We start from the raw sequence: 20,750 nt of genomic DNA on the forward strand, positions 1-20,750 counted from the left end.
CCGTGCAATCGATTGTACAAAGTCGTCAAAAACAATGACTTTTGTCAACAAACGCTATATCTACCTGTATATCAGCCAACATGAAATCATAAATAATCTCTATTATTTATAAAGAATATAAATAAGAATAGATATTTTAAAAATGATTTTACAACATAAGCAAGTTATTCAAATAGGTATAGTTTTGCAGCGAAAAAGCTTTTAGGGGGGTAATAATTTAGAAGGATGTCAGGAGAAATTACACACACGGGAATTATAAAGAAGCTTTCAGAAAAGGGGATAATCGTTGGCATAATTAACGAATCTGCATGTGCCTCTTGTCATGCCCAAGGGAGTTGCACAGCAGCAGACATGAAAGACAAAGAAGTTGAGATTCATCACTTCGAAGGGAATTATTCGGTCGGACAACAGGTAACGGTTATTGGCAAAACTTCTCAAGGTTTCAAAGCCCTGCTTTGGGGTTATTTAATGCCATTCATTCTTCTTTTGACCGTTCTCATCATAACAACCTCGCTAAATATTTCGGAAGGAATTGGCGGCCTACTGGCATTAGCTATTTTGGTCCCTTATTACTTTATCCTCTTTCTTTTCAGGAACCGGATGAAAAAAACGTTTGAATTTGAAATCAAGCCTTTACAATAATAAGTGAAATGAACATGACTATTGTTTATACTATTGTTAGTTTGAGCGCAATCGGAACCTTGGCAGCGGTGATTCTGTATTTTGTTGCTCAAAAATTTAAAGTATACGAAGATCCACGGATCGATGACGTTGAAAAAGCGCTGCCCGGAGCCAATTGTGGTGGATGTGGTTTTGCAGGATGCCGTGCATTTGCTGAAAGCTGTGTGAAAGCATCTGATTTATCAGATCTTTTTTGCCCGGTTGGCGGAAACGATTGCATGACAGGTGTCGCCGACATTTTAGGCATGGAAGCCGTTGTGCAAACGCCGAAAGTTGCCGTTGTCCGTTGTAACGGAGGATGTGACCAGCGACCAAAAACAAACCAATTTGACGGGGCCTCCTCGTGTGCGGTTGCTGCTTCACTTTACAGTGGCGAAACTGGTTGCCAATACGGTTGTTTAAGCCATGGCGATTGTGTTACTGCCTGCGATTTCGATGCGATTCACATGAATCCGGAAACCGGCTTACCCGAAGTGATTGATGACAAGTGTGTGGCCTGTGGCGCCTGTGTAGATGCCTGCCCGAAAAACTTGATCGAGTTACGCAAAAAAGCCCCGAAAGATCGTAAGATCTACGTTTCGTGCCGGAACGAAGATAAAGGTGGCGTGGCTAAAAAATCGTGCTCGGTTGCCTGCATCGGTTGTAGCAAGTGTTTTAAAGTATGTCCGTTTGATGCCATCACGATGGCCAACAACCTGGCCTATATCGATGCCGACAAATGTAAGTTGTGCCGTAAGTGTGTGGTTGAATGTCCGACAAATGCCATTGTTGAATTGAACTTTCCACCACGCAAACCCAAAACCGACCTGCCACCAAAACCTGCAGCTAAAACTGTGGAAAAAGCAGCAGCTCCAAAAGAGTCGGCAACAGATAGTCAAACCGAAAACAACGAAACTAAATAAGGAGGCCAATCGTGTTAAAAACGTTCAAAATTGGTGGGGTACATCCTGCTGAAAATAAGTTTTCAGCCGATAAAGCCATTGAAAAGCTGGCTTTACCTAAAAGTGTCTTTATCCCCGTCGCCCAACATATTGGAGCACCGGCCCAGGCGCTGGTTAAAAAAGGAGATCAGGTTAAAGTGGGACAAATTATTGCCCAAGCAGGCGGATTTGTCTCTGCAAACATTCACTCATCCGTTTCAGGAACAGTTAAGAAAGTAGATCTGGCGACAGATGCTTCCGGTTACCCGAAACAAGGCATTTTTATAGATGTGGAAGGAGACGAATGGGAAGATACCATTATTACGGATGACAAGCTGATCGAGAAATTCGATACAGACAGCAAAACCATCATCGATAAAATTAATGCGGCAGGTATTGTCGGCTTAGGCGGTGCCACCTTCCCTACCCATGTAAAACTGATGCCTCCTCCGGGATCAAAGGCAGAAATGCTTATTATTAATGGTGTTGAATGTGAGCCGTACCTGACTGCCGACCACCGTTTGATGTTGGAAAAAGGTCAGGAGATCCTGGTTGGAACCCGCATTTTAATGGCTGCGTTGGGCGTTAATAAAGCCTACATCGGAATTGAGAATAATAAAAAGGATGCAATTGGTCGTCTGAAAGAGTTAACAGCGTCAGAGTCGTCTATCGAAATTGTTCCTTTAAAAGTAAAATATCCGCAAGGTGGAGAAAAGCAGCTGATCAAAGCTGTTACCGGACGTGAGGTTCCTTCAGGCGCTCTGCCAATTGCAGTTGGTGCGGTTGTGAGTAACGTGGGTACAGCCTTTGCAGTTTACGAAGCTGTTCAAAAAAATAAACCGCTCATTGAGCGAGTTGTAACTGTAACCGGAAAGTCAGTATCCAAGCCTTCCAATTTCATGGTTCGTGTCGGTACACCGGTTAACGAACTGATTGATGCGGCTGGCGGCCTTCCGGAAGATACAGGGAAAGTAATCAGCGGTGGACCTATGATGGGAAAAGCCATCGCTTCGCTGGACGTTCCGGTAACCAAGGGAACTTCGGGAATCCTGATTATGCCTGACCAGGATGCTAAGCGGAAAACAAGTCAAAATTGTATCCGGTGCGGCCGTTGTGTTACTGTTTGCCCAATGGGATTGGAGCCTTTCCTGCTGATGACAGTCTCTGAAAGACAGATCTGGGATCGGGCCGAGTCTGATTGCATCATGGACTGTATCGAGTGTGGATCCTGCAGTTTCACCTGTCCTGCCGATCGCCCATTGCTCGACTACATCAGACTTGGGAAAGGCAAAGTCGGACAAATCATCCGCAGCAGAAAGAAATAAAACCAACAAACAAAAATCAACGAATCATTCAGAATAAATAAAAATGAGTAAACTGCTTACCATATCACCTTCACCACACGTTCATACAAGCGAGTCGGTGAATAAGATCATGTACCGGGTTATTCTGGCCCTTGTTCCGGCTTTAGTCTGGTCGGTATTCATGTTCGGCCTTGATGCTGTCCGTGTCACCTTGCTGGCTGTCGTGGCATGTATGGGATTTGAATACCTGATCCAACGTTTCATGATGAAAGAGGAACCGAAAATTACAGACGGTTCGGCTGCCTTAACCGGTATTTTATTAGCTTTTAACGTACCTGCGTCAATTCCCAGCTGGATCATCATCATTGGGGCGCTTGTTGCTGTTGGAGTCGGCAAACTATCGTTCGGCGGATTGGGAAACAATCCTTTCAATCCTGCTTTGGTGGGACGTGTGTTCCTGCTGATATCTTTCCCTGTTCAAATGACCAGCTGGCCGGTTGGCATCCATGCGCAAACCGATGCTGTGACTACAGCTACACCGCTGGCTATTTTAAAAGAAGGTGTAAAAGCGGGACAGCCAATTGCCGATCTGATGCACAAACTGCCGTCAAGCATTGATCTGCTGTATGGTAATATCGCCGGTTCAATGGGTGAAATTTCAGCAGCCCTCTTAATATTGGGGTTTGCCTATATGCTATGGAAGCAAGTAATTACCTGGCACATTCCGGTTTTCGTACTGGGAACCATTTTCATGTTCCAGGGAGGTTTGTTCCTGCTGAATCCCTATAAATTTATCGAGCCGGTATTTCACCTGTTAACCGGTGGAGCCATGCTTGGAGCGATATACATGGCAACCGATATGGTAACTTCCCCAATGACCCACAAAGGACAGTTTGTTTATGCGTTGGGTATTGGAGTGATCACCGTGCTTATTCGTAATTTCGGAGCTTATCCTGAAGGTATTTCCTTTGCCATTTTAATTATGAACGGTTTCACGCCGCTGATTAACGTGTACCTGAAACCTAAACGCTTTGGAGGGAAAAACTAATGGCTACTATAAAATCAAGTTTTCAGAATATGGTTTTGACCCTGTTTGCGGTCACCCTAATATCGGCAACAGTACTGGGTTTTGTACACAGTCTGACTAAAGATGCCATTGAGGCATCGAAACTAAAAGCTCAAAACGAAGCGATTAAATCAATTCTTCCGGAATTCGATAGTTTAGGTGAAAGCTGGAAAGCAGCTCCGACAGAAGGCGGAGACAGTCTGACCTTCTTCCCTGCTTACGACGCTTCGAAAAATCTGGTTGGTGTCGCTGTTAAAACTTATAGCAAAAATGGTTTTAGCGGATTAATTGAGCTCATGGTTGGCTTTAAGCCCGACGGTGAAATCAGCGGCTACCAGGTATTGGAACACAAAGAAACTCCGGGATTAGGATCGAAGGCTCAAGCTTGGTTCAGCAACGAAACAAAGCCCAAACAAAATATCATCGGCAAAAACCCGGAAACAACCGACATGCACGTTAGTAAAGACGGTGGTCAGGTAGATGCGATTACTGCTTCGACAATTACTTCTCGCGCGTTTCTGGAAGCTGTACGTCGCGCCTACGACACTTATAAAAACAATTTACCGGCTGCCGAAGAAGAGCCGGCGGTTTCATCAGAACCAGAATCAGAAGGAGGTGAATCATGAATCAAATGAATAATTTCACAAAAGGATTTTTTAAGGAAAACCCCATTTTTGTTTTGCTGTTGGGGATGTGTCCTACCCTTGGAGTAACGTCATCGGCCATCAATGGTTTGGGGATGGGATTAGCAACAACCTTCGTTCTGGTGATGGCCAACATTGTGGTTTCAATGGTTAAAAATATCATTCCTGAAAAAGTGCGAATCCCAAGTTTCATCGTTATCATCGCCGCTTTTGTAACCGTGGTTGAGCTGCTCATGCAAGCCTACCTCCCTGCCCTGTTTAAGAGCTTAGGCTTGTTCATCCCTTTGATTGTAGTGAACTGTATTGTTTTGGGACGTGCCGAGGCATTCGCTTCTAAAAACGATGTGCTGTCATCTGCAGTTGACGGAGCAAGCATGGGACTCGGTTTCTCACTGGCATTGACCATGCTGGGAACCATTCGCGAATTCCTGGGAAGCGGTATGATGTTTGGCATCAAAATTTTCCCTGAAGATTATGGGATGCTCCTTTTTGTATTGGCACCAGGTGCATTCATCGCCTTAGGTTATCTGATTGCTTTAATTAACCGAATTAGAAAAGTATAGGAGATACGAACATGGAATATATATTAATCATTATATCAGCCGTATTTGTACACAATATTGTACTCTCTCAATTCCTCGGAATATGTCCGTTCCTTGGTGTATCGAAACGTATTTCCACCGCCGTGGGAATGACCGGTGCCGTCACCTTTGTGTTGGTTTTGGCGACCATCGTTACCTACCTGATTCAGAAAAACATTTTGGATCCTTTCAACATTGGTTACCTGCAAACGATCTCCTTTATTCTGGTTATCGCTTCGCTGGTTCAGTTGGTTGAAATTATCCTTAAAAAAGTAAGTCCTTCGCTGTACCAGGCGTTGGGTGTTTTCCTTCCGCTGATTACCACTAACTGCGCGATTTTGGGGGTTGCCATTCTGACCATTCAAAAGGATTTCAACCTGATGGAAAGTGTTGTGTTTGCGATTGCCAACGCACTTGGCTTTGGTCTGGCACTGGTTCTGTTTGCCGGACTGCGCGAACACCTCGAACTAATCGAAATTCCCAAAGGTTTGAAAGGAACACCGATTGCACTGATCGTTGCCGGTATTCTGGCCATGGCTTTCATGGGATTCAGTGGTTTGGTTTAAAAATTACATGCAAACATATCGTTAGAAAGGCAGCCCTCGGGTTGCCTTTATTCATTTATCGTATTTCCGGAATGCTATCCTTTACATAGAAATAAGCCGGTATTTAACCGTACTTCTGAAAAGTTGAATACATTTATAGCTACAACCGATACTTGTTTCTATGAAAAGAATAATCGCCCTCCTGCTGCTTGCTGCAGTTTTGCTTCAATGTACCCCGGCTCCAAAGAAAGCTGGAATTAATCGGAAATCCGGTCTGGTTGCTCAATCAGCGATGGTCGTTTCGGCCCGCGAAGAAGCTTCCGAAATCGGACTGGCTATTCTGAAAGAAGGTGGCAATGCTTTCGATGCCATGGTGGCAACCGACCTGGCGTTGCTCGTTGCCTTCCCTTTTGCCGGCAACATAGGTGGTGGCGGCTTTATGGTTTATCGCCTGAACAATGGCGACTGCGGAGCAATCGATTACCGCGAAAAAGCACCGCTGGCAGCCACGCACGACATGTACCTGGACGACAAGGGCGAAGTAATCCCGGGCAACAGCACACTCGGTGCGATGGCAATCGGAGTTCCCGGAACCATTGCCGGGTTATTCGCGGTTCATGAAAAACTGGGTTCCTTTCCGATGGAAGACTTGATTCAACCAGCCATCGACCTGGCGACAAAAGGCGTTGTGGTCAGCGAAAAACAAGCCAATCGACTAAACCATTACAAACAGCATTTCAACACAGCCAACGGCAGAACCATTCTGCTCGACAAGGAATGGACAGCCGGAGACACCATCCGGTATCAGGAGCTGGCCGGAACGCTAACCCGTATCCGCAACAATGGCAAGGATGAATTCTATAAAGGTCAAACGGCTCAGCTAATCGTCGACTATGTGCAACAATTGGGCGGTATTCTGACCATGGAAGATTTGGCGGCTTACGAAGCGAAGTGGCGTACACCAATCACCTTCACCTATAAAGACAACAAAATTATAGCAATGCCGCCACCTTCAAGCGGAGGAATTTGCCTGGCGCAAATTCTAAAGAGTATTGAGCCCTTTCACATCGGGCAATATAAGCAGAACTCCGTTCAATACATCCAACTGCTCACCGAAGCCGAACGCCGGGCCTATGCTGATCGAGCACATTTTTTGGGTGACCCCGACTTTGTCGATATCCCAACAGACAGCCTGACGGATCAAGCCTACCTGAACCGGCGAATGGCTGATTTCTCCTGGGACAAAGCGACCCTGTCAAGCGATGTCTCGCACGGTGAACTAAAAGGCTACGAAAGCAACGAAACAACCCACTACTCCATTGTCGATTCACAGGGGAATGCCGTTTCTGTAACGACAACTCTGAACGGCGCCTACGGATCGAAAGTGTATGTGGCAGGTGCCGGATTCTTCCTGAACAACGAGATGGACGATTTCAGCTCGAAACCGGGAACACCGAATATGTTTGGTTTAATCGGCGCCGAAGCCAACGCCATTGCGCCTCAAAAGCGCATGCTGAGCTCGATGACACCGACAATCGTTGAACAGGATGGCCAGCTAAAAATGGTGGTGGGATCACCCGGAGGATCAACCATTATTACCTCGGTTGCGCAAAATATATTGAATGTGCTGGAGTACGATATGAGCATGCAGGAATCGGTCTCGATGCCTCGCTTCCATCACCAGTGGCTACCGGATGATATTCGCTTCGAACCGGGTTTCGACAGCCTGGTGTTTGCTCCCTTGCGTGAATTGGGCTACCTGATCGATCTAAGCAACTCTCCCATTATCGGCAAGGTTGATGCGGTGCTGGTATTACCCGACGGCACACTCGAAGGTGGTGCCGACCCGCGTGGCGACGATAAAGCTGCCGGCTTCTAAGTGGTGTTTAGACGACAAGATAATTGAAGATACCGAAAATATTCAGCGGGTTTTAAATGACGAAAGGGTGCACCATGTGCCCCCTTTCTATATCTGTCTCAGATTGCTTTCTATCTGCTATTTCAACAGGAAGCTCAAGCGAGCGAAAAGAAATCTTCCGCCAATTCCAAATTGCTGAGCTCTTCTCGACCAGTCGAAACGGCCGTCACTTCTGTTATTTCCGCCGTCAGCCAATTCCTGCTTGGCTCTGTCCGGATAAATGTCGAATATGTTGTTTGCTCCAACAGTCACAGTTACGCCACTGGCCACATTATAACCAACCGACAAGTCTGTAACAACCTTGCCCGTGAATACCTGTTGACGATCAATATTAGTCGTCGCTTCGGTAACCTTTCCGAAATAAACATTCCGAAGAAATACATTAAACTTCGATGTGGTTAACGAGTTGGACAAATTCACTTTTGTGCGTGGCACCGCTTCTTCCAAATACACCCGGCTATCTTCAGGGAAATAAGTATTTACCAATCCGGCATCTCTTAATACTTTCGATGATTTGATATCGCCAACCTGATTGGTTTTGGAGAGGGTTGCGGAAAGGTCTGATTTCAATAGCGAACTCTGACCAATCTTGGTTTTCTGAGTCAGCACAATATCCAGACCTTTCGATTCCGTATCAATCGCATTGGCAAAGAAAGATGCAGCGGTTGCATTAGCCTGAGCCAACAGATTGTCTAACTCGGTACCTGTTCCCGGTCCTTGAAATTGACCGGTGTATACAACGCGGTCGTCAATCGCTATAAAATAACCATCGACCGTAACCGTTAAATTGGCTGTTGGTACTTTAGCTGTAAAACCGGCGCTCACACTGCGTGAAGTTTCCTCTTTCAGTTTCGGAATTCCCAACAATTTAGCGGCGCGGCTATCATTCGAGAAGGTACCAACTTCCTGCGGGTTACCATTCTGGTCGAAAATTGTCGAAGTTGAATTGAAATACAACTGGTGAAGCGACGGTGCGCGGAAACCTGTATTGAAAGCAGCCCTGAGATTCAAATTTTCGCCGGCTTTAACTAAGGTCGCCAACTTGAAGTTAATGGTTGAACCGAAGTCGGAATAGTCTTCAAAACGAGTCGCAAAGCTTACCAATACGGCTTCTGTCAAGTCGGCTTCTATATCGAAATAACCGGCGATACTGTTCCGGTTTCTCGACAATTCGTTATTTGGGCTAAATCCCGGGAATACCTGTGATCCGCCCGGTCTGGCTGAACCGAAGAAATCGACCGATGGCGATTGAGAGGCTAACGTAATGACCTGACCTTCGCTGGTATATTGTGCATACGAAGCTTGTTCGCCAGCCATAATCTCATAGTTTTCCAACCGGTATTCTGCTCCGAAAGCAATGTTTAAGCCCGATAGAATATCATCATAAAAACGGTCCACATCCAGGTTTACTGTATTCTGCATAAAGGCGAATCCCCCGGCATCAAAAGTCGTTGGAGATGATTTCTGCATCGATGCATTGAAGGTATTTCCGATAATATACATGAACGCGTTCTTTCCGTAGGTATTACTGAAATCAACATTCCACTCGGAAACCTTTCCTTTGATCCCCATTGAAACGGACTTATCTGAAATTTCTGAATTGATTTCCGGTAAAAATCCATTAATATAGGCCGGTGTGTATGTTCTGCTTTGATTAGGCAGACGGTAGAAACCGGCTGAATTACCATTTCTGGAGCTAACGCCCGCAAAGGAATACAGTTCTGTTCCTTTATCATCCAAAGGGAGTCTGAAGTTAGCAAAGAAGCGTCCGCCGCGCAAAGCCGATTGTCCGACACGCATATTGAAATCGCTTCTGGTAAATCCGCGTGCAGCCAGTTCCGCATCGGTATTATCAGCTGATAAGATCCCTTGAAGTTCCGATTTTGAAGTAGCACCATTGAGGTTTATTCCTGCTTCGTTGGCATACTGAAGAACATCCGTAACATCGTCGTCCAACAACGAAGACAAATCATAACCATCGTTGTTTGCGAAACGTTCCACCGTGTTATACAGGTTGAAAACAGAACCTTCCCATTCCTTCATCCGGCTATAGTCTTCCCGGTAATCAAAATCACCGGTGAAGTTGATGAAACCACCTTTATCGCCTAAAGCCAGGCCATAATTAGCACTTACATTCACGGTTTCGCCGTCAACACCACCTGTTTGATCGTTGGCGTTTTTGCTGACGTTAGCACCCGTTGTTACTTTAAAATCCAACTGATCGGTGCTCGTATTTAAGACAATATTGATAACCCCTGCAATCGCATCGGAACCGTATTGCGCAGCAGCTCCGTCGCGCATTACTTCGATCCGTTTGATGCTGGCTGCCGGAATGGCATTTAAATCGGTCCCTACACTACCCCGGCCAAACGTACCATTCACGTTTACCAACGACGAAGTATGACGGCGTTTCCCATTTATCAGTACCAATACCTGGTCGGGTCCCAAGCCCCGCAACGATGCCGGGTCAATATGATCGGTACCATCCGAAATAGTTTGTGTATTCGAAGAAAATGAAGGAGCGACATAATTCAGTATCTGGTTCAGATTGACCTGTGGTCCTGCTGAAGTAAGTTCGCTGACATCAATCACATCAACCGGAACGGGTGTGTCCACTGCCGTCCTGTTCGGGTTTCTTGTTCCCACAACAGCGACTTCTGCAATTTCAATTCCCGGTTCCAAGATAACTGTTATCGACGTCTTGCCGTCCATAAGTACTTCTTTAGCATCAAATCCAACAAAGCTGACAACCAAAACATCGCCTTGTTTAACTTCCATGCTAAATTTTCCATCGAGATCAGTCGATGCGCCGTTGAAAGTTCCTTTGATGATTACAGAAGCTCCCGGCAAGGGCTGCTGTCCATTATCTTTTACAACCCCACTTACTTCGTACGACTGCGCGTACAAACAACCTGAGAGAAATAAAAATGCTAGTAAAACCTGAATTCTAATTCTCATAATATTTATTTTTCCTGATTTAATTAATCAAATATCACGTTTCTTAACATTCTTTAATACTTTTTGTTTCCATCGAACATATATTGATATCTAAATCTTAACATTTAACGCCATTCGAAATCTTTTTGACCGCTCAACGGCAACATAGCAAGCAATAAGACAACTAAAGAACGCTCATAGTAAACCGCTCGAAACAGGCCAAACGAAAGGATAGTCAGGCTAAAACAGAACTAAAATAGTTGGAAACAGAACTAATTTGATCAAAAAAAGCATCTCAACGGATGCCATACGATAGAATTAAGGTGCTTTTCATTCCTCAGCCCGGGGATCGTCTTCCACAATGGCATAATGATAATTGTCTTTCCACTCCCCCCGAATCGGCAAAATCTTCCGTCGCAATCCCTCCCTGATCATACCCGATTTCTCAAGCACCCGGATTGATGCAGCGTTTTCAGTGGCAACTCCGGCTTCCACCTTATGCAGTTTAAAATCGTCGAAGCCTGCTTTAATTAACCTCCTGGCAACTTCGGTGGCATATCCCCGGCCCCATTGCGCCGGAAGCAGGTTGTAAAAGATTTCTCCAAGTTTGAATTTATTGGCCGACAGGGTCATTCCCGCCTCACCAATAAATTCATCGGTGTCTTTCCGGGTAATCTTCCAATGGTACATGGTTCTGTTGACCGATGTCCGGTCCGAAATTCGTGGCCACATATTGGCTTTGGTTTCTTCGAGCGACTGAGGGATGCCAAGCGTATTGTATTTATCGACCTCCGGAAGCGAGTGCAGCCGATGAATATCCTCGGCATCGTCCCAGCAAATTGCAGTTAGTTTTAGTCGTTTGGTTTCTAAATCCATCTGTTTGCGCCTTTTATTTCGGAGCTTCCCGGTTTCCTATTTGATACGACCCGATGGGCGGAAGTTTATCGGGCGATAGTTTTTTGCTAAACGTCTTCCCCGCTTTTTTCGAATAATAAATCAGCGAGTCTTTCCAATTCCCCTCATAACAGTCTCCCTGAAAATTAACGAACACCAATCCCGAATCTGAATCAATGCTGAGATGAATAATATTCGGCTCGCCGCTCTCTTCCGAACACTGGTAATATTGATAATCCTGCTTGAAAATTGAAATCTTAAAGGGCGAACTAACGACCATGCCTTCCTTAATTTTGCTGTAATAGCTGATCTCCGGTTCCCAACTAAACAGGACAAATTCGGGCAGTTCGGCACTGGTCAATTCCGCTAAATAAGTCAATCCCTTCGACTGCAATATTTGATTTTTGTCGCGGGTATACTCATCGCGGGGGCTCCAGTCCGAATTAACTTCAAGCAGGTCTGTATCGATGTGATACGTGTATAATTCGGTTGGGCAGTCGCAGTCCGACCAGTCGGTGCGGGTAAAAAGGATCGAATTTGTTTGCGGGTCAAAACCAATGAAGTCGATAATTTGCGGGCCGTTCACCGTTGCAAAACCGGCCAGCGACTGAACGCAGCACACGACGACGAATGCGATTAGTTTTGGTATTGACATGAAGGACGACTGTTTAACTTGTTGTAGGTTTGTTTTACTCGTTAAAAAAGCTTTTGGTTATACTTGCTGAAAATAATTTATCGCCTGCTCCATTTTTTGCTGTCCGAAACGCAGGAGCCGTTCCATTCGGCAAAAACAGCTAAAAGCGAATCGATTTCAACTTGGGGCTGCACGATCTGCGGTAACACTGCCGGGCCATCCACACCATCAGAATCGCCGACAGAACCATGATGGTGATCGCTACCGCATTGATTGTTTTCAGCTTCGTTAAGGCTTCCGGCAGCCTGTCACCCGCAACGCGTTCAATGCCCAACGAACTGAATGTCCGATCAAGCTTGGCTAAAAAGTCGATCTGCTCGCCCAGTCGAAGGTGTCCCGGGATCGACAGTCCGGCATCGTCTGCCTGGCCTATCCGGATATCGAACTGGTAGTTTTTAAAATATTTCACATAAATTCCGGAAGCCAGGCCGATGCTTCCAACGACAAAGAAAATAATCAGGTAAGTGGTTTTCATGTTGGGTTGCTTTTGGTTTTTGATCGTGTCGATTTTCGTTCTTTAATTTAACATTTTTCATCCGACTAAACAGATCATACAACGAAAAGAAATTGTTACCAATGAGGCTAATTTTGCATCAACCGTTCAACGAATGTTCGCTCGGCCAACTGGCTGGCAGGGCCAGAGCAATAAATAGTTGTTCATGCGTAGTTGGCATGGTCGGGGCATTATCGTTTGATAATTTCGCCACCAACGCGTCGGGCAGGCAATTATTAGTTGATAATTACCTCCCCAGCCTCCGGGGAACCAATTATCGTTTGATAATGCCTCCACCAATGCGTCGGGCAGGCAATTATTAGTTGATAATTACCTCCCCAGCCTCCGGGGAACCAATTATCGTTTGATAATGCCTCCACCAATACGTCGGGCAAGCAATTATTAGTTGATAATTACCTCCCCAGCCTCCGGGGAACCAATTATCGTTTGATAATGCCTCCACCAATACGTCGGGCAAGCAATTATTAGTTGATAATTACCTCCCCAGCCTCAGGGGAACCAATTATCGTTTGATAATGCCTCCACCAATGCGTCGGGCAGGCAATTATTAGTTGATAACGACCATTCTTTACCATCAATCGGAGAGGAATGAACGCCATCTCCGAAAAATAACTTCAACTATGTCAAATACATGTTCGAGGACATAAAAAAGGGCTTGATTTATATCGCTCACTTGCAGTAACTTGCTTAGAAATTCAACTGACCAATAATAAGTTAAAAACAATATCCCGATTTATTAATCCCAAAAAACCAATCAACATGAGGATTCCCAAATTAGTAATAAACAGCCGGAACACGGAGGTAAACGCGGTAACCGGACGAATTAGTGATGAATATCATCAGAAACTGGAAGGTGACCTGACTCTTGGTCCGCTCTTCGTGGAAATCGACTCGGGCAACCAGAAATTAACGGTCGCGATAGAGCGGATGAAAGCCGAATCGGACCTGGAAGTAATGGATGCCAAACGCGACAGCGCCCACCATTCCCTGTATTATTTTGTGTATGGTTTAAGCCTGAGCTCAACGGCGGCAACCCGGAGTGCAGCCACCCAAATACTGGCGGTGCTCAACCATTACGGACTTGCTGTTACCGAGGAAAATTACGACATGGAAAGTTCGAAACTGGATTCGTTGTTGCTGGATTTAGCCTCGCCTGAGCTCGCCGCTGCCATTGCGGTACTAACCGGAAGTGCGGCATTGATTGCTGATTTACAAACAGCACAGGATGCCTTTAAAGCGGCCCGTCTGGCGTACCAGGAAGAATGCGCTGCTGAAGGGCTGAAGTCCAATGCGACACACATTAAACGCGACGTGGTGAAACTAATCAACGATAAACTGATTACGGTTTTGAACGGTTTGGTGGTGACTGCCCCCGACACGTACACCGCGTTTGCCACGGTTGTTGTCGAAATTATTGCCACCAATAACGAAGTGGTGAAAAAGCGTAAAATCCAACAACCCGAACCAACCGAGTTGGTTTAACAGCCTGCGAAACTCACGTTTATTTTTCCCATAAATGTTAGGTTAGTTGAGCGTCGGCCTTCGGGTCGGCGCTTTTTATGTGCCGTAAGGTACCAATTCGTTGGAGCTTTGCCCAGGACTCCACCCACTTTTTGTGTCCTTGTCCGTTCGGTCAGCGAAGCAACAGAACAAAAAAAGGCACCCTTTCGGATGCCTTTCTGAATATGCTGTGTCAGCCTTTTCTATTTACCTGCGCCGGCTTCTGAGAAGCCGGACATAATTTCATCCAGGTTAAAGGAAGCTGGTTTCTGTCGCGGCGGGAAGTCGGCAAAGGTCGCGATCATTTTTGCGGCATAGGCCTGTGCACCAACGGCAATAAACTGGTCTCGTTCTTCCATCCAGGTATAGTAATCGTTGGCATTGTGCTGAGCACGTTCAAACGGATCCATACGCAGATCGAAAAGCAATGGAATACGAAGTTTAATGAAAGGATACATCCATACCCCCATTTTTGACGATTGCTGTTCCATGAATACCACTTTCCAACGGTCGTAACGCATAGCTACCAAATCGCCGTCATCGCTCCAGTAAAAGAATTCGTGACGTGGCCAGTTCGACTGGCCGTACTCATCTTTGGTGACCTGCTTCTCACCCGTCAGGAAAGGCAACAGGTTATAGCCATCTAAATGAACCTTGTAGGTTCTGTCGACACCTTTATAGCCGTTTAGCAACTCTTCTTTGATCTTCGGATCGCCCACAGCGGCCATCAATGTCGGCACCCAATCGTTTCCTGCCACGATTTCGTTGGTAACGCTACCGGCTTCGATTTTAGCAGGCCAGCGTACCAAACAAGGAACCCGGTAACCGCCTTCCCAGTTGGTGTTTTTCTCGCCTCGGAAAGGTGTAATGCCACCGTCGGGCCACATGTTAAAGTGCGGGCCGTTATCAGTCGTATAAATAACGATCGTATTTTCGGCAATGCCCATTTCATCGAGTTTGTCGAGAATTTGCCCGATCTGGTCGTCGTGTTGCATCATTCCGTCGGCATAGAAATTTAACCCTGATTTACCGGCATACTCTTCCGGCGGGTGAGTCACGTAATGCATACGCGATGTGTTGAACCAGCAAAAGAATGGCTTATCATCATCCACCTGTTTTTCCATAAAATCAACAGCTGCATTCAAAAACTCCTGATCAACGGTTTCCATTCTTTCTTTAGTCAGCGGGCCGGTATCTTCCACTTTACCATCGGCATAGGAATGAATTACTCCACGCGGACCAAATTGTTTTCTGAAGTTTGGATTTTTAGGATAATCCGGATTTTCGGGCGCTTCTTCCGCATTCAGGTGATACAAGTTTCCATAAAATTCGTCGAAACCATGTTCGGTGGGTAGAAACTCATCGAGGTCGCCCAGGTGGTTTTTACCAAACTGACCGGTAGCATACCCCAGTGGCTTTAACATTTCGGCTAAGGTAGGGTCTTCGGGCTGAATTCCGAGCGTAGATCCCGGTAGTCCAACTTTAGTCATCCCGGTTCGAACCGGCATCTGGCCGGTAATGAAAGCAGCCCTCCCTGCCGTACACGACTGCTCGGCATAGTAATCGGTGAACTGCATTCCTTCGTTGGCAATCCGGTCGATGTTGGGCGTCTTATACCCCATCATTCCCTTATTGTTATAACTGAGGTTCCAAAAACCAACATCGTCACCCATAATGACCAGGATGTTGGGTTTGTTTTGCGCAAACGTTCCAAAGGAGAACGCCAACAAACAAACAACTGTACTAACTGAAAAAAACTTGAGTTGTTTCATAGATTATATAATTAATATTCAAGATTAAGAATCCTACTTTCTTCTCCATCCAGTCTATTATCAATCCTTCACTCACTAAAACGACAGCTAATTAAACATCCCCTTCAACAACAAGATCAGTTGCCAATCGCAAGTCCATTCAAGTTATCACCTTTTGTTGAGTTAACATATCATCTATCCGATGTTTTTTATGTTTTTTGACAAAAAAAGGCACCCCTTCGGATGCCTTTCTGTTTTTGTAACGAAAATATTTTATTGTCTTGTATCCGATTTCAGGATGGCATCAATGGCTTTATTAACATCGAGTGAAGCAGCAGCCTGACGCGGCGGGAATTCCTTGAAGCTTTCAAGATGCTTTTGCAGTAAACCAATGGCCGGCTGCATCACCCACGATTTATGCATAATCAGTTCGAAACCGTAGATATCGTCATACTTTTCAAAGGGGTCTTTCCGCAGGTTAAACAGCTGGGGCATCGTGTGTGTCACCATATCGTCGAAGTATCGTTCTTTGGTCGCGAAATGCATTTTCCAGGGGCCTACGCGCATGGCTGTCAAACTGGATTCGTAATAGTAGAAGAAGTAATTACGGGCTGACTTATCGGTTTTTCCTTCCCAATAATCCAGGTTGTTGAACCCATCGATATGCACTTTGTAGGTCATATCGCCGATTTTCTTTCCTTCTTTCAGTTCGTCAGTTATATTCGGGTCACCCACGGCCGCCATCACTGTTGGAACGACATCTTCATGAGCTGAAATGCCGTTGCGGATTAAACCGGCAGGAATTTCATCCGGCCAACGCACCAGAAATGGTGCCCTTAAACCGCCTTCGTAGGTTGTCATCTTTTCGCCGCGGAACATGGTCACACCGGCATCGGGGAAAGTACTTTGCTCTGGGCCGTTATCGGTGGTGTAAATCACGATGGTGTTATCGGCTATTCCGAGCTCATCCAGGTAGTCGAGAATTTCACCAACCTGCCCGTCATGCTCCATCAAACCCGAACCAAAAAGGTCCATATCGGTACTGATTGGTGTAGCGAGATTGCGCGATTCTTCTTTCAAGTGGGTATACACGTGCATGCGGCTGGTAGCATGCCAGATAAAGAAAGGTTTGCCGGCATCGTGTGCCCGTTTCATAAAGTCTTCGGTTTTGGCAACCAGGGTATCGTCTAAACTTTTCATCATTTCCGAAGTCAGCGGACCAAGATCTTTCACCTTTTGCTTACCGATAACGCCAAAGCGCGGATCTTCTGTTGAATCGTACTTGTCAGCCGCATACGACTCAATGATCCCACGAGGACCATATTGGTCGTAGAACTCTTTGCTTTTGGGATAGTCAGCTTGCTCTTCTTCTTCCGAAACGTTCAGGTGATAGAGGTTTCCGTAGAATTCGTCGAAGCCATGAACTGTTGGTAAGTGTTCGTTCCTGTCTCCCAGGTGGTTTTTACCAAACTGTCCGGTCATGTAGCCCATCGGCTTTAGCAATTCGGCCAAGGTTGGGTCTTCCTTTTTCAGCCCCAGTGGGTTTCCGGGTTGTCCAACCGTGGTTAAGCCCGTGCGAACCGGCTTTTGTCCGGTAATGAAAGCAGCGCGCCCGGCGGTACAACTGGGCTGCGAATAGTGGTCAGTAAACAGCACGCCTTCTTTCGCAATGCGGTCGATATTGGGTGTTGGGTACTGCAAGCCCAAACTGTAACAACTTAATGCATTTGGGGCAACGTCATCAACCATGATGACCAGAATATTGGGTTTGTCTTGCGCAAACGTTCCAAAGGAGAATGCCAACAAACACATAACTGTACTAACTGAAAATAACTTGAGTTGTTTCATAGATTCTATAATTAATATTCAAGATTAAGAGTCATACTTACTTCTCCATCCAGTCTACTATCAATCCTTCACCCACTAAAAACGACAGCTAATTAAACGTGCCTTTTCGCAACAAGATCGGATGCCAATCGCAAGTTCATTCAAGTTATCACCTTTTGCTGAGTTAACATATCATCTATGACCTGTTTTATTATCCTTTATTTATTTTTTTGTAGCACAAGCAACTTTTTGTAGTCTTAAAAAGGTTGCTAACAATCTGCGTTGGCTACTTGTGGCCTAAAAAATCTCCAACTGGTCGAAATCAATTTGGATCTGACCTTTGATCAGGCCATTGGTATCTTTGAGTTTGCTGCCATCGGATTTGCCTAGGAATTTTAGCGGAACCGAAAACCGGGTTGTCTCGAACGACACAATTGTTTGATCCGGATAGTTTCCTTGCGAGTAATGGTGAACCATCGTAAACAGGCCGGCATCCTTGGTCGTCAGCACCATTTCATCGATTCGGGGTTCCGCCTTCAGCAGCTTAATATCGGCTGTTACCCAATCGCTTTTCGGGTCGAGCGAAACCAGTTTAAAGGTCTGGTAGGCCTCATTCTCTCCGGTTTCAATCCAATGAACAGCCTGGTTCAGCAACTCAGTAAACTGCTTCATCAAACCTTTTTTCGGCAACAAAATAAGCCCTTCGCCTTTCACCTTGATTTTCCCGTCGTTTTGCGCTTCAATTTCAACCTTTTTCTGAGGGGCTTCGATCCCCGGAACATCAATCGTTAAAGTAATGATCGCATTAAACCCAGTCGGAATATCATAGCGTTCTTTCAACTGCGCAAGTACATCGGGCTGAGCTGAAACAGCATTCGAAAAAACGAATAAGACTGAACATAGCAGTAAGATTCTCTTCATCATTCGGTAATTTTTAAGCGCTGAAAGCGAATTACAGAGACAACAACAGCCAAGGCAATAAAGCCTGACAAACATCCCACCGACCACAGAATTTCGCCATAATCGGGTTGGGAATAAAAAAATAATTGCCATTGGGCTAAGTGGTAAGTGATCAGAAAATTATCCCAACCCGGGAAAATAGTCGGTGCCAGGGTTTGCAGCAGCGTGCTGACGACGATAACCCCCAGAGTGATCAGAATGGTAACCAGCGAACGGCGCGTAAAGAAGCTAACAGTAACTGAAAAGACAGCCAGTGCGCTCATTCCGAGCAGCGCAAAAGCAAAGGCACCCAGAAAGCGCAAGGGCAAGGTCTGCTCTTCGATAATCTGTAACCCATTAAAGAGTACCACCAGGTCGCCACCGCCAAACAGGCGAAAACCAGGTGCGATGGTCACCAGCATCCAAACCATCAGAAACAAAACAACAAATGCAACAGCAGTTAATTGCTTGGCCAAAACCAATTGGTAACGCTTCACGGGGCGGGTCATCAACAGGCGAATGGTGCCATTCTCAAGCTCGGAGCTGAATAAATCGCCGGTCACAATCACGACAAGCACCGGCACATGAATCCAAAGCGTATTCAGGATCAGATAGACAACCAAGTAGGCATTCAAAATGCTTCCCTCAATGACAAAATTAGCCTGCAGAGCCTGTAGCAAGTAAGCTACAGCCTCCTGTCCCTGGGCTTTCATTCCCCAAAAGATAAGGGCGACCAGCAGTACCAGCAGGCACAAACTGAGCCAGGTTCGGGGCTTCAGCAACAGTTTTTTCAGTTCAAATTGAATTAAAGCTATCATGCGCTATCTCCATATATTTATCGTACAACAAGCTCGACCGTTCCACCCGGTAAGGAACCAATCCCTTTGCAACCATCTTTTGCAATAGCTGTTCCGACTCGTTAATGCTGGCCTGCATTTGCCAACAATTTCCTTTAAACTGAAGTCCCGGAAATTCGTTCTCCGGCAAATCGGCTTCGTCTGAAAACCAAAAACGAACCATCTGGCGATTCTCCCGCTCATGCTGCATCGAGCCGGTTAAATACACGCGGCCCCTGTTTAGCAATACAAAATCATCGGCAATAGCTTCAATATCTTCCAGCAGATGAGTCGACACCAAAATCCCCTTTCCTTGTTGTTTCAGGTCAAAAAGTAATTGCAGCATTTGCACTTTCACTTCAGGATCAAGTCCATTGAACGGCTCGTCCAATACCAGGAATGGCTTGTCATCAGCCAACGCCTGTGCCAGTCCCAAACGCTGCTTCATGCCGCGCGAATAGTGTTGTACTTTTTTGGTCGCATCTTTTTCCAGACCGACCAATCGCAACAACCTGGTCGCATCAGCGCTGCTTCCAGACAGTCGCAACAATAGTTTCAGGTTACGAATTCCGCTTAGATAGGCGTAAAAATCTGGCGATTCAAGCAGGTAACTGCAGTAATTTCGCAACTCGCTGAAATGATTTAAGTTTACGCCGTTGCATGAAACCTGCCCGCTATCGGGGTGAACGAGCCCCGCAAGAATACGAAACGTTGAACTCTTCCCTGCACCGTTTGGCCCGACAATAGCCGTAATAGTGCCCGCCCTGATGCTAACATCAACGTTATTCAGAATTTTTTGCTTGCCGTAATGCAGGTTAATATGACTTGCTTCAATTTGATTCACCACAGAAAATATTTGCTTTTATAATGTTGGACAAAAAAGGTCGAAGTCCAATAACCTTTCGTTAACAGCAACGCCGGATTTTCAACAATGACAGTTGGAACAATGTGATACCAGCGGTAACACAATTTCCGGAAATACCGCAGGGTCGGATCTTTATAATCCAGCTGATGCGCAGCCTCCCGAACTGCATCCCGCTGACAATTTGATTTCGATAAGGGACAAATGATGATCTCACGAAAACCATATTGATGCAGCAAATCCTTAATTTGTTTGTAATTCTGATACCTGCTATAGGCATCGAGCTGTGTTGTTACAAGCAATGAAGAAAAGAACAGGAAAGGCAGCCAATAAAATG

General features: G+C 45.7%; 18 protein-coding genes. 9 read left to right on the plus strand and 9 right to left on the minus strand.

Annotation, left to right across the window (positions count from 1 at the left end; translation table 11 throughout):
• Window positions 1–225 precede the first annotated feature (225 nt).
• From GJV22_RS09280 to ggt, 8 genes are all read left to right on the plus strand, one after another.
• Window positions 226–642, plus strand: coding sequence for a SoxR reducing system RseC family protein (locus tag GJV22_RS09280; RefSeq protein ID WP_163712066.1), 417 nt, complete (start codon window positions 226–228; stop codon window positions 640–642).
• A gap of 8 nt (window positions 643–650) precedes the next feature.
• Window positions 651–1,583, plus strand: a complete 933-nt coding sequence (locus GJV22_RS09285) for a Fe-S cluster domain-containing protein (RefSeq protein WP_238480306.1) — start codon at window positions 651–653, stop codon at window positions 1,581–1,583.
• An 11-nt stretch (window positions 1,584–1,594) separates the two neighbouring features.
• A complete protein-coding gene (gene rsxC / locus GJV22_RS09290) occupies window positions 1,595–2,926 on the plus strand; it encodes an electron transport complex subunit RsxC (RefSeq protein WP_163712070.1) in 1,332 nt (443 codons plus the stop codon).
• A 43-nt stretch (window positions 2,927–2,969) separates the two neighbouring features.
• A complete protein-coding gene (locus tag GJV22_RS09295) occupies window positions 2,970–3,953 on the plus strand; it encodes an RnfABCDGE type electron transport complex subunit D (protein WP_163712073.1) in 984 nt (327 codons plus the stop codon).
• Window positions 3,953–4,597 carry an RnfABCDGE type electron transport complex subunit G gene (locus GJV22_RS09300; protein ID WP_163712076.1) on the plus strand — a complete coding sequence of 215 codons (645 nt, stop codon included), beginning with the start codon at window positions 3,953–3,955 and terminating at the stop codon, window positions 4,595–4,597. The genes GJV22_RS09295 and GJV22_RS09300 overlap by 1 nt, the downstream gene beginning before the upstream one ends.
• 5 nt (window positions 4,598–4,602) lie before the next feature.
• Window positions 4,603–5,178 (plus strand): electron transport complex subunit RsxE, encoded by a 576-nt coding sequence (gene rsxE, locus GJV22_RS09305; RefSeq protein WP_238480307.1) that lies wholly within the window; start codon window positions 4,603–4,605, stop codon window positions 5,176–5,178.
• Window positions 5,179–5,189: 11 nt separating this feature from the next.
• Window positions 5,190–5,762 (plus strand): electron transport complex subunit RsxA, encoded by a 573-nt coding sequence (rsxA, locus tag GJV22_RS09310; RefSeq protein WP_163712083.1) that lies wholly within the window; start codon window positions 5,190–5,192, stop codon window positions 5,760–5,762.
• A 160-nt stretch (window positions 5,763–5,922) separates the two neighbouring features.
• Window positions 5,923–7,620, plus strand: coding sequence for a gamma-glutamyltransferase (gene ggt / locus GJV22_RS09315; protein ID WP_163712086.1), 1,698 nt, complete (start codon window positions 5,923–5,925; stop codon window positions 7,618–7,620).
• 117 nt (window positions 7,621–7,737) lie between these two features.
• Here the strand turns inward: ggt and GJV22_RS09320 are convergent, their stop codons facing one another.
• From GJV22_RS09320 to GJV22_RS09335, 4 genes are all read right to left on the minus strand, one after another.
• Window positions 7,738–10,617 carry a TonB-dependent receptor gene (locus GJV22_RS09320; RefSeq protein WP_163712090.1) on the minus strand — a complete coding sequence of 960 codons (2,880 nt, stop codon included), beginning with the start codon at window positions 10,615–10,617 and terminating at the stop codon, window positions 7,738–7,740.
• A gap of 309 nt (window positions 10,618–10,926) precedes the next feature.
• The gene (locus tag GJV22_RS09325) at window positions 10,927–11,472 is read right to left on the minus strand and encodes a GNAT family N-acetyltransferase (RefSeq protein WP_163712092.1); all 546 of its coding nucleotides are present in this window, start codon (window positions 11,470–11,472) and stop codon (window positions 10,927–10,929) included.
• Between the two features lie 13 nt (window positions 11,473–11,485).
• Window positions 11,486–12,145, minus strand: coding sequence for a hypothetical protein (locus GJV22_RS09330; RefSeq protein ID WP_163712094.1), 660 nt, complete (start codon window positions 12,143–12,145; stop codon window positions 11,486–11,488).
• A 139-nt stretch (window positions 12,146–12,284) separates the two neighbouring features.
• Entirely contained in the window at window positions 12,285–12,659 is a 375-nt protein-coding gene (locus GJV22_RS09335) for a hypothetical protein (RefSeq protein ID WP_163712097.1), read from the minus strand.
• 798 nt (window positions 12,660–13,457) lie between these two features.
• Between GJV22_RS09335 and GJV22_RS09340 the strand changes: the two genes are divergently transcribed.
• Window positions 13,458–14,180: a DUF6261 family protein gene (locus tag GJV22_RS09340; RefSeq protein ID WP_163712100.1), complete on the plus strand. Its 723-nt coding sequence runs from the start codon at window positions 13,458–13,460 to the stop codon at window positions 14,178–14,180.
• Between the two features lie 221 nt (window positions 14,181–14,401).
• Here the strand turns inward: GJV22_RS09340 and GJV22_RS09345 are convergent, their stop codons facing one another.
• From GJV22_RS09345 to GJV22_RS09365, 5 genes are all read right to left on the minus strand, one after another.
• Complete coding sequence (locus tag GJV22_RS09345; RefSeq protein WP_163712103.1) at window positions 14,402–15,970, minus strand: arylsulfatase; 1,569 nt, start codon at window positions 15,968–15,970, stop codon at window positions 14,402–14,404.
• Window positions 15,971–16,222: 252 nt separating this feature from the next.
• Window positions 16,223–17,797, minus strand: a complete 1,575-nt coding sequence (locus GJV22_RS09350; RefSeq protein WP_163712106.1) for an arylsulfatase — start codon at window positions 17,795–17,797, stop codon at window positions 16,223–16,225.
• Window positions 17,798–18,073: 276 nt separating this feature from the next.
• Window positions 18,074–18,700 carry a hypothetical protein gene (locus tag GJV22_RS09355; RefSeq protein WP_163712109.1) on the minus strand — a complete coding sequence of 209 codons (627 nt, stop codon included), beginning with the start codon at window positions 18,698–18,700 and terminating at the stop codon, window positions 18,074–18,076.
• Window positions 18,697–19,533: an ABC transporter permease gene (locus GJV22_RS09360; RefSeq protein WP_163712112.1), complete on the minus strand. Its 837-nt coding sequence runs from the start codon at window positions 19,531–19,533 to the stop codon at window positions 18,697–18,699. Before GJV22_RS09360 ends, GJV22_RS09355 begins: the two co-directional genes overlap by 4 nt.
• On the minus strand, window positions 19,511–20,395 hold the full coding sequence (locus GJV22_RS09365) for an ABC transporter ATP-binding protein (protein WP_163712115.1): 885 nt from the start codon (window positions 20,393–20,395) through the stop codon (window positions 19,511–19,513). Before GJV22_RS09365 ends, GJV22_RS09360 begins: the two co-directional genes overlap by 23 nt.
• Between the last annotated feature and the right edge of the window lie 355 nt (window positions 20,396–20,750).

The organism is Mangrovibacterium lignilyticum, assembly GCF_010882175.1.
Taxonomy (GTDB): Bacteria; Bacteroidota; Bacteroidia; order Bacteroidales; family Prolixibacteraceae; genus Mangrovibacterium; species Mangrovibacterium lignilyticum.